The sequence below is a fragment of the Saccharomonospora azurea NA-128 genome, assembly GCF_000231055.2.
GTDB classification, from domain to species: domain Bacteria; phylum Actinomycetota; class Actinomycetes; order Mycobacteriales; family Pseudonocardiaceae; genus Saccharomonospora; species Saccharomonospora azurea.
In genome coordinates this window covers 2,927,794-2,937,611 of sequence record NZ_CM001466.1, presented here as the reverse complement: position 1 = coordinate 2,937,611, position 9,818 = coordinate 2,927,794, and the positions used below count along the sequence as shown (strand labels likewise).

Here is a 9,818-nt window from a genome sequence, read left to right as displayed (position 1 = left end):
GTGCCGCCGAGGCCGCGCTCGCGGCGCCGACGGCGGCGGCCGCCCGCATCGCGGTGGCGGAGGTCCAGTAGCGCACCACGACGCACCGGGGGAGCTAGAAGAACAGCCCCTTGCGCGGGTGCCGCACGTTCAGCGAACCGCCGTGCACGCGCCCGGTGACGACGAACTGCGGAGTGCCGACGTGTCCGCGTGTCTTGTCGCTGATCGTCGACCACTTGATGTCGTGCAGCGCGTTCAGGTCGACCGCCGCGTGGTCGGGGACGACGAGGTGCACCGCGCCCCACTTGATGTCGATCTCGACCTGCACGACCTCGCTGGTCACCACCGCCTCGGTGAAGTCGAGCCGCGTCTCGCCGTACCGGTTGCGCACGACCAGCGTCGAGGGCACGGCCCACCGTCCCTTGCGCACCAGGGTCGAGCCGTGGGCCCGCAGCACCAGCGGCTCCCCGGAGGTGAACGAGGACGGCATCGTCGCCCCGGCCCCGGCCACCCCGCCCATCGGGTGACCGAAGCCCGGCATCGGCGGAGCCTCCGGGTGCACCAGACCGGGAAGGTCGGTGAGCACCTCGTTCAGCTCACCGCGGGTGCGTGCCGCGTAGGCGGTGTCGGCCCGCTCGCTGAACTCGTCGAGGGTGAGCATGCCCCGGCCGATGGCCGCCTTCAGCAGCTCCACCACGTGTTCGCGCTCCGCGTCGGACACGCGCAGTCCGCGCAACCTGCGCTGTTCCGGGGTCAGGCCTGCCTCGGCGCTGTCCTGCTGGTGCTGCTCGGCGTTGTCGTTGCTCACACCGAAGATGCTAGGCAGCGGAGGACCTTCCGGGGATCCGGAGAAACCCTGAAACCCGACCCCGAGTTCGTCCTCAGGCGTCGCGGTCGAGGCCGTGTTCGATGGCGTAGCGGGCGAGTTCCACGCGGTTGTGGAGCTGGAGTTTGCGCAGCGTGGACTGCACGTGGTTCTCCACGGTGCGGTGCGAGATCACGAGCCGATCGGCGATCTGCTTGGCGGTGAGTCCCTTGGCGACGAGCCGCAGGACCTCCGTCTCCCGCTCGGTCAGTCGCGGTGGCGGCTCACCCGCCGTCGGGGCGTCGGCCATGCGGCGGTACTCACCGAGCACCATGCCCGCGAGCCCGGCGGTGAACACGGGATCGCCCTCCGACGTGCGGCGGACGGCGTCCACCAGCTCCGCCACGGAGGCCGACTTCACGAGGTAGCCCGACGCCCCGGCCTTCACGGCCTGGAGGACGTCGTTGTGCTCGCCGCTGGCCGAGAGCACCAGCACCCGCGTGTCCGGTAGTTCCCCGGTGATCGCCCGGGTCGCGTCGACGCCCGAGGTGCTGCCGAGGTTGATGTCCATGAGCACCACGTCGGGGCGCACGGCGCGGGCGATGCGGGTCGCCGCGTCGGCGTCGGGCGCGGTGGCCTTGACGTCGAAGCCGTGTTCGGCGAGGTCCCTGGCGACGCCGTCGCGCCAGATGGGGTGATCGTCGACGATCATCACCGACACCGTCATCGGGCTCTCCCTCCTGGTTTCGGCCGCGGGACGCGGAGCTCCCATTCGGTGCCCTCACCCGGGGCGGTCACGAGCGTGCACGTCCCGCCCAGCTCGGCGACGCGGCCTCGGATCGACTGCGCGACACCGAGGTGTCCCTCCACGAGCGCCTGTTCGAGCCTGCCCGACGGTATGCCGGGGCCGTCGTCCCTGACGGTCAACACGATCTCTTCCCCCAAGTCCTCCAGCAGGACCCAGGCCTTCGCCTCCGGCCCCGCGTGTTTCTCGACGTTGGACAGCGCTTCCCGTACCGCGGCCACGAGCTCGTCGACGGCGTTCGACGGCATCGTGACCTCCCCCGCCGGTGCCGCGATCTGCACGCGGGAGGTGGACAGCAGTTGGAGTGCCGAGCGCAGGTCGGCCGTGTCGCTGTCCGACGCACCGGCGGGTTCGGTGGTGACGAGCGCGCGTAACGCGATCTCCTGTTCTCCCGCGAGGCGGGCCAGTTCGGCGGCTTCGCCGCCCAGTTCGGAACCGCGCCTGCGCACCCGTGCCAGCACCTGGAGCACGCTGTCGTGGATGGAGCGGGCGAGGCGCTCCCGCTCGGCGGTGGCGGCCTCCGTGCGCATGGCGCGCGCCAACGCCGCCTGTGACCGGCGGGCGGTGGTGGCCGTGACGCCGATGAGCAGGCCGCTGGCGGTGAGCAGGACACCGTCGCGGGCCACGTCCAGGTCGACGTCCAGCCGCGCCACGGCGGTGCACACGGTCAGGACCAGACCTCCCGTAACCCCGCCGACGGCGCCGAACCGCGCTCCCGCCGCGACCGGCGGCACGGCGGCCCAGACCGTGGTGATCAGCGGCGCGAGCTCCTCGTACTGGACGTCGGACAGCACGAACGGCGAGGTGAGCATGATGCCGCAGGTCACGAGGACGTCGAGGACCACCAGCCACGGCGTGCGGCCCCCGGGGCGCAGGTAGCCGAGGCTCGACACACACGTCCACACCACCATGGCGCCCAGCGCCGTCCAGGCGAGCCAGGGCCGGACGTAGCCGTCGAGGTGCACGAGCAGGGCACCGAGCGCGAAGCCGAGAGTCACCCAACGCAGGACGACGGCGCCGTACCACAGCGGTGTCACCGGGTCCCGCAACGACGACGGGGAGGTGGTCATACCAGGTCGGGCTCCCGCCGTCCGGCCCTCGGCTCCTCGGGGGACTCGTCCCGCCGGGAGTCGTCCCCGTTCGGGGCGTCCCCGTCGTCCGGTTGCGGTTCGCGATCGTGCATCAGCGACTTGATGCCGGAGTTCAGCACGGCGAGCAGCGGCACCGACAGCAGCGCGCCGGGAATGCCCGCCGTCGTCATGCCCGCCGTGATGGCGAGGATGACGGCCAGCGGGTGGAGGCGGACGGCTCGGCCCAGCAACAGCGGTTGCAGCACGTGGCTTTCGAGCTGCATCACGCCCACGACGATGGCGAGCACGATGAGCGCGGTCACGAAGCCGTTGGTCACGAGCGCCACCAGCACGGCGACGGCGCCGGTCACGACCGCCCCGACGATGGGGATGAACGCACCGAGGAAGACCAGCGTGGCCAGCGGGAACACCAGCGGAACGCCGACGATCCACAGGCCGATGCCGATGCCCACGCCGTCCACCACGGCCACCGCCGCGGTCGCGCGCACGTAGCTCACCAGCGAGGCGAAGCCGCGGCGACCCGCCCTGTCGAAGCGGCCGCGCGCGAACTCGGGGATGCCGCGCGTGAGGAACTGCCAGATCTCCTCGCCGTTCACCAGGAAGAAGATCAGCACGAAGAGGGTGAGCAGGAAGCCGGTCAGGATTTCCCCGACCGTGCCCGCCGTGGTCAGCGCGCTGTCCGCGATGGACGCCTGGTTCTTCTGGAGGAACTCGACCGCGCTGTTGACGAACTCGACGATCTGCGTCTCACGCAGGTGCAGCGGACCGTTGATCAACCAGTCCTTGACCTGGTCGAGGCTTCGGTTCAGCTGGTTCTGCAGCTCGGGAAGGCCGCCCGTGAACTCGATGATGACGAAGGTGAGCAGGCCTCCGAGTACGCCGAGCCCGCCGATCAGCACGACGGCCGCCGCGAGCGGTTTCGGCATCAGCACCGTGAGCCGCTGGACGGCGGGCGCGAGCAGAGCCGCGAGCAGCAGCGCGATCGCCACCGGCACGACGACGAAGGACAGGTAGCCGACGATCCACACGACCACGTAGAGCGCCGCCATGACGACGAGGAACCGCCACGACAGGGCGGCACTGACCCTCAGCCCCTTGGGCACCCAGTTGGTGACGTCCGTGTCGTCCGACAGCACGGGCACCGTGCGTTTCGCGCGGCCGTGACGGCCCCCAACTCCGTGTTCCGACTCGCTCACGTGGCCACCGTATCGGGTCGGCCGGTGGTGGTAGGGGCGGCTCGCGGCCCGACACGCGTGTCAGTCGAGCTGCAGCGAGCGCTTCGCCAGTCCGTACCAGTAGCCGTCGATGACGGTGCGCGGCGCGGGTCCGGTGGACTGGGCGCCCAGCGACACGAACAGCGGGGCGAAGTGCTCGGTGCGCGGGTGCGCGAGCGAGGCGGCGGGCGCCTTGTTCGCGAAGTCGAGAACGGCGTCCACGTCACCCGCGGCCAGGGTCTCCGCACCCCAGTGGTCGAACTCCGCCGACCACGACGGCGGGGGCCCGTCGACACCGGTGCGCATCGCACTCAGGTTGTGGGTGAAGAAGCCGCTCCCGATGATCAGCACGCCCTCGTCGCGCAGCGGTGCGAGCTTGCGTCCGAAGTCGTAGAGCACGGTCGGGTCGAGCGAGGGCATCGAGATCTGCAGGACCGGGATGTCGGCCTTCGGGAACATCTCGACCAGCGGCACGTAGGCACCGTGGTCGAGGCCGCGCGTCGGGTCCCGGTGCACCGGGGTGTCGGTGCTGCGCAGCAAGCGTTCGATCCGGTCGGCGAGCTCGGGCGCGCCGGGCGCGGGGTAGGTCACGCGGTAGTACCGCTCGGGGAAGCCCCAGAAGTCGTACACCAGCGGCACGGTCGTGGTGGCTCCGATGGTCAACGGGGCCTCCTCCCAGTGCGCCGACACGACGAGGATCGCCTTCGGGCGGGGAAGGTCGGCGGACCAGCCGGACAGCTCGCGCGTCCAGGTGGGGTCGTCGGCGAGCGGGGGAGCGCCGTGGCTCAGGTACAGGACGGGCATGCGGGCGGCCATGTCGACTCCTTGAAGGTTGAAACTTCAATCACCAGGATAGTCGCGGCGCGAGCCCGTGTGCCGGCGTCGACGGCGCGCCTACCATGAGGCATGGCCGGGAACGTCCTGATCTACCTCGGCGTCGTGGTGACTCCCACGCTGCTCTTCGCTGCCGTCTCGGAGGTGCCGCGCGTGGTCGCGGCGATCCGGGCACGGCGGGCGCGCGCGCCCGCACCGACCCACCTGCCCGTCGAACGCATCGCCGAGGACCTGCGCCGGGTGCGCCGGACGCTCGTCACGTTCGAGCCGGGCACACCGCTGGTCCGGCGCCGCGCGACGACCGCCGCCTACGACGCCCTGCTCGACCAGGCCTGCCGGTCGGTCGGCGTCGCGCACCACCTCGACGACTTCGGTGAAGGCTTCGAACGGGACATCGAACGGTTGCGCACCGAGCAGGCCCTGCGCGAGGCCGGGCTGGCGCTCGGGTGAGACCGGGTCAGCGCTCGGCCCTCGCCGCCCGGTTGTCGTGCTTGCGGACCGCGAACCCGTACGCCTCGTCGAGAAGCGGGCGCACCTCGTCGTCGAAGGTCCTCCGGCTCGGGTTCACCACGCCCACCCAGTACTGCGACGCGTAGAACGGATTCGGCACGAGCCGGTCGCGCGCCGCGTAGTCGGCGCCGGTGCGGAGCACGCCCGCGTCGTCCCGTTCGGTCGGCGGTGGGCCGAACCGCTCGACGTAGCTCGCCTTCGTCAGCCCCAGGTTCAACCGGTACGCGCCGTCGGCGGCCAGGTTCGACACGGTCTCGCCGTGGTCGCCCGTCACGACCGTCGCGAACGGAAACGTTCGGGTCATGTCCACGTCACCGTCGGGTCCGTAGAAGAAGAACCAGTCGCCACCGTGCTCGACGCTGTGCACCCCCTCGTACGACTCGACGATGTGACGCACCACGTCCTCGACATCCATGTGAGCAGTCCCTCCGAAAGATCCGATCTCGATCCTTCGAGTGTGTCATTGAACTGCTTTGTGAAGCTTTTCCGAGAACGAGCTGCGCCATTGCGGAAAAAGCTTCAAACCCCGAAGGCTCGTGGGTGTCAGTCGTGAGCGAGGTCGGTGAACCGGCTGTAGTGCAGCTGGTGGGCCACGCTGATGGTGCTCGTGGGACCCGCACGGTGCTTGGCCAGGATCAGGTCGGCCTCACCCGCGCGCGGGTCGTCGCGCTCCCACGCGTCGGGGCGGTGGATGAGCATCACCATGTCGGCGTCCTGCTCCAGCGAGTTGTGCAAGACGATGCCGTTGGCCACGAAGTTGTGTGTTTGATCGACGGTGGCATCGTAGACCTGCTGCTCACCGAGGCTGGTGATCTCGACGATCTCGTCCCAGAACACGTCGTTGGTGGCCAGCATGTCCAGCTCCGCGTCGTTCAGCACGGCGGCCGCCTTCGCAAGGCGGGTCCGGCTGGGAGCGTGTTTCCACATCGTGGACCCGCAGAACGGGGTGTCCATCCGCTCGGCGAAGTCCCGGTGTGTCATTGAGCGGACCGACAACAGCTCGCGGACCCGTGACCACACCTCCTTCGGCACCGTGTCGAGGTTGGTATTGCCGGTGATCGCCCGCAGCTTGTTCTTGGCTACTTCGGCCCGTAGCGCCCGAGCACCGTGGCAACCTGCCTGCTCCAGGAAGGCGAGCTGGTTCTCCGCGCCGTAGACGAGTACGTGGTAGCACACCCGGTATCCGGACTTCGTCGTCCGCTTGATCCGGGCGAACACGTCGATGCGGGCCAGCAGGCGCACGATGTCGTCAGCAAGCCGTCGGCTGGTCGTCGCGTAGTACAGTCGGGCCTGCCCCGCCGTCTCGTCCCACCCTACGGAGCCGTCGGTCGCCCAGATGTGCCGCAGAAACAGCGCAATCTGTTCCTTCGGCAGGGAGAAGATCCGCTCGGGTACGAACTTCTCGTGACTGCGGAGGCCGAACAGGCCCAACTCGTCCAGCCACGCGGCGATCGGGTTTCGCTTGCCATGTGTGAGGTGGTACGGCGCGGGCAGACGCAACGTCGTCACCCTCGCTGCGGTGTATTCGTCGCGGACAGCCGTGACGCCGAAGTGCTTCGCGGCGTCGCTGACCGCCCGCAGGTTCTCCTCGTCGGTCGAGGCGTAGCGGATCGGTTGCCGCTTCACGAACGAGCCATCGCCGATCAGGTGCGCAAGCATGATCACTTCCGCCTGCGGAAGCAGCTCGATGGCGAGGGGCTCCGGGGTGCGACGGGGAACCGCCACGCGCGAACCGATCGACAGTTGCCGGAGCGGAGACCAGCCGTCGACCGTCAGCATCGGATGGTTGCCTGTGGCCTCGATCTCGCGGCCGGAGGCCAAGCGGACCTTGAAGACTTCCTTGACACCGCTGGAAAAGACGTTGGTGATCGGGCGTGCGACCAACCGCATCCGCTCGTCCAACGACCACACTATCGGCCGCTCACCCGTGCGCATCAACTCGCCGAAGCTCACCTCGGCGCCGGTATCGGCCCGCAGCAACCGTGTCGCAGCGGTGAGACAACCACTCTCACGCAGGTCGGCCAGCATCGGGCGCTTGTCGGTGCGCTGTTCGGGACCACGGTTCAGCTGGCTGATCGCCACCACCGGAACTTCCAGTTCCTTGGCCAGAAGCTTCAACTGCCGGGAGAACTCCGACACCTCCTGCTGACGCGATTCGACCCGCTTGCCGGACGTCATCAGCTGCATGTAGTCGACCACGACCAACTTCAGGTCGTTGCGCTGTTTGAGCCTGCGCGCCTTCGCGCGGATCTCCATCATCGTCAGGTTCGGCGAGTCGTCGATGAACAGCGGGGCCTCGCTGATCTCGCTCATCCGCCTGGCCAGCCGGGTCCAGTCGTCGTCCGTCATCCGCCCACCGCGCATGTCGGCGAGCCTGATCTTCGCTTCGGCCGACAGCATGCGCATGACGATCTCGGTGCGGCTCATCTCCAGGGAGAAGATCGCGCTGGTCATGCCGTGCTTGATGGAACACGACCGGGCGAAGTCCAGCCCGAGCGTCGACTTCCCGACACCGGGCCGGGCGGCGATGATGATCATCTGTCCCGGGTGCAGCCCGTTCGTCACCTCGTCAAGGTCCGTGAAGCCCGTGGGGATGCCCAGCGAGACGCCGCCTCGCGACGCGATGGCGTCGATTTCGTCCATCGTCGGCTGGAGAAGCTCCTCCAGCGCGACGTAGTCCTCGCTGGTGCGCCGTTCGGTGACCTCGTAGATCGCCGACTGGGCCCGGTCGACGACCTCGTTGATGTCGCCGCCGTCGTTGTTGTCGGCTCCGTACCCGTACTGCACGATGCGGGTGCCGGCCTCGACGAGCCTGCGCAGGATGGCCTTCTCCGCGACGATGCGCGCGTAGTACCCGGCGTTCGCGGCCGTGGGCACGGTGGCGATCAGCGTGTGGAGGTACGGAGCTCCGCCGACGCGGGTCAGCTCGCCGCGACGTTCCAGCTCCGCCGACACCGTGATCGGGTCGGCGGGCTCGCCCCGCCCGTAGAGGTCGAGGATGCAGTCGTAGACGGCCTGGTGCGCGGGACGGTAGAAGTCGCCGGGGCGCAGCACCTCGACGACGTCGGCGATCGCGTCCTTGGAGAGCAGCATCCCACCGAGCACCGACTGCTCCGCCGCGATGTCCTGGGGCGGCTGGCGCTCGAACCCACCGGTCTCGGCGGTGAACGCGGGGCTGCGGTCGTCGGTGATCGCCACTGGTGCAGGCACCTCCTGAAAGGTCGACAGAGGGTCGAACACCTGTTCGACAGTCTAGGCCAGGACGGCGTGCGGAGGGCGGGCTCGCACGGCCCGCGGTTCGGCGCGTCCGCAGGCACGCTAGATCGCTCGGACGGACCATTGCAATCCAGCCTGTGGATGCACCTGTGGATAACTTGGGGATGACTGGGCCCAACCAACCACAGGCCTGTGGAAATCTGTGGATAACTTGGGGACAAGTCATGTCCGTTTTCGGAAAGATGCAGGTCAAACCCTGTGGATAACCTGTGGAGAACTTTGTGGGAGATTTCTCGGCGTGTCGCGGGAAACACGCCCGTCGGCGTGTCGCGGCCCGAGGCCGCACGCGACCCCGGGCCGTGCCTGTGGACAACGTGACCCAGCGTTCAGTAGCTGGACATTGGGCTGAACGGGTGGAGCGAAATCAGGTGACGGGAAGGCGGCTCTGTGCGTTCCGTAACCGCTCGGCGAGCAGGTGCGGAGTGGCCGGGGTGAAGGCGATGGCGGGCTCGCCGCTGCCCGGCACCTCCTCGGTGAGCCAACGGCCCTCCGCGGTGTCGATGTAGTTCACCGGGCGTTCGACGCGTTCCCGCCTGCCGGCCCGGTTCCGGCCCGCGACGTACAGGCTGCCGCCGCCGAGCCTCGGCAGCGCGAGAATCCGGCGGATCTCCGCGGCGGCGTCACCCGTGGGACTCCGCCGCCCGTTCGACATCACGGAGAAGTTCTCGCCGTCGAACTCCCTGCGTGGCCGGTCCCCCGAGATCACGCTCTTGGGCACGTGCACGGGCTGTCCGCGGCCGGGGGCGAAGTTCGGCAGCTGCGCGACGAAGTTCTCCAGCAGCTCGTGAGGATGGATCGAGCCGACGGCCACCACGTCGGCATCGGAGTGGCGCACCAGCACGAACGCGGTGCCGGAGCTCGTGCCCGCCAGCACGGTGTAGTTCAACGCCCGGTCCTCGACGCCGCCGTTGACCCACGCGTAGTACTCCAGCGCCGGACGTGCGATCGCCTCCACCATGGCCAGCAACCCCGGGTGCACGGCCCGGCCGTCGTGCAGCCCGAGGCGGGCCAACTCGACGTCGGCCCGCTCGTCGCTGCGCTTCCTGGCCCTCTCGTCCTCCCACGTCGGCGTGCTCGCGAGCACGGTGTGGGGTTCGGCGCCGATGCGGCGAATGAGGGTGAGCATCGTGGACGTCGACATGCTCACCTGCTGTTCCAGCACGGTGCTTCCCGCTCCTTCTCCGAGGTCGGACTAGGTAGGACGAGGTAGGACGAGGTGGGCCGGCCCGCAGGCCGTGGGTGAGGCGAGCGGACTACTCGCCGATGACGGGCGGGGCCGTGAGCTCGTCGCTTCCGAACAGCGA

At 69.2% G+C, this 9,818-nt stretch carries 9 protein-coding genes; 1 reads left to right on the top strand and 8 read right to left on the bottom strand.

Features of this window, described 5'->3' with window-relative positions; genetic code table 11:
* Nucleotides 1–94: 94 nt before the first annotated feature.
* From SACAZDRAFT_RS13275 to SACAZDRAFT_RS13255, 5 genes are all read right to left on the bottom strand, one after another.
* On the bottom strand, nucleotides 95–787 hold the full coding sequence (locus SACAZDRAFT_RS13275) for a DUF1707 SHOCT-like domain-containing protein (protein ID WP_005442489.1): 693 nt from the start codon (nucleotides 785–787) through the stop codon (nucleotides 95–97).
* A gap of 73 nt (nucleotides 788–860) precedes the next feature.
* Entirely contained in the window at nucleotides 861–1,511 is a 651-nt protein-coding gene (locus SACAZDRAFT_RS13270; protein WP_005442487.1) for a response regulator, read from the bottom strand.
* A complete protein-coding gene (macS, locus tag SACAZDRAFT_RS13265) occupies nucleotides 1,508–2,659 on the bottom strand; it encodes a MacS family sensor histidine kinase (protein ID WP_005442482.1) in 1,152 nt (383 codons plus the stop codon). The genes SACAZDRAFT_RS13270 and macS overlap by 4 nt, the downstream gene beginning before the upstream one ends.
* Nucleotides 2,656–3,816: an AI-2E family transporter gene (locus tag SACAZDRAFT_RS13260; RefSeq protein WP_040927983.1), complete on the bottom strand. Its 1,161-nt coding sequence runs from the start codon at nucleotides 3,814–3,816 to the stop codon at nucleotides 2,656–2,658. The genes macS and SACAZDRAFT_RS13260 overlap by 4 nt, the downstream gene beginning before the upstream one ends.
* Nucleotides 3,817–3,936: 120 nt before the next feature.
* On the bottom strand, nucleotides 3,937–4,710 hold the full coding sequence (locus SACAZDRAFT_RS13255; protein WP_005442480.1) for a dioxygenase family protein: 774 nt from the start codon (nucleotides 4,708–4,710) through the stop codon (nucleotides 3,937–3,939).
* Nucleotides 4,711–4,800: 90 nt separating this feature from the next.
* Between SACAZDRAFT_RS13255 and SACAZDRAFT_RS13250 the strand changes: the two genes are divergently transcribed.
* On the top strand, nucleotides 4,801–5,178 hold the full coding sequence (locus SACAZDRAFT_RS13250) for a hypothetical protein (protein WP_005442479.1): 378 nt from the start codon (nucleotides 4,801–4,803) through the stop codon (nucleotides 5,176–5,178).
* A 7-nt stretch (nucleotides 5,179–5,185) separates the two neighbouring features.
* On the opposite strand, the gene SACAZDRAFT_RS13245 is transcribed toward SACAZDRAFT_RS13250, so the two are convergent.
* From SACAZDRAFT_RS13245 to SACAZDRAFT_RS13235, 3 genes are all read right to left on the bottom strand, one after another.
* Nucleotides 5,186–5,653 (bottom strand): DUF6194 family protein, encoded by a 468-nt coding sequence (locus SACAZDRAFT_RS13245; RefSeq protein ID WP_005442478.1) that lies wholly within the window; start codon nucleotides 5,651–5,653, stop codon nucleotides 5,186–5,188.
* Between the two features lie 128 nt (nucleotides 5,654–5,781).
* The gene (locus SACAZDRAFT_RS13240; RefSeq protein ID WP_005442476.1) at nucleotides 5,782–8,436 is read right to left on the bottom strand and encodes a replicative DNA helicase; all 2,655 of its coding nucleotides are present in this window, start codon (nucleotides 8,434–8,436) and stop codon (nucleotides 5,782–5,784) included.
* A gap of 442 nt (nucleotides 8,437–8,878) precedes the next feature.
* Nucleotides 8,879–9,676: an ESX secretion-associated protein EspG gene (locus tag SACAZDRAFT_RS13235; RefSeq protein ID WP_005442474.1), complete on the bottom strand. Its 798-nt coding sequence runs from the start codon at nucleotides 9,674–9,676 to the stop codon at nucleotides 8,879–8,881.
* Nucleotides 9,677–9,818 lie beyond the last annotated feature (142 nt).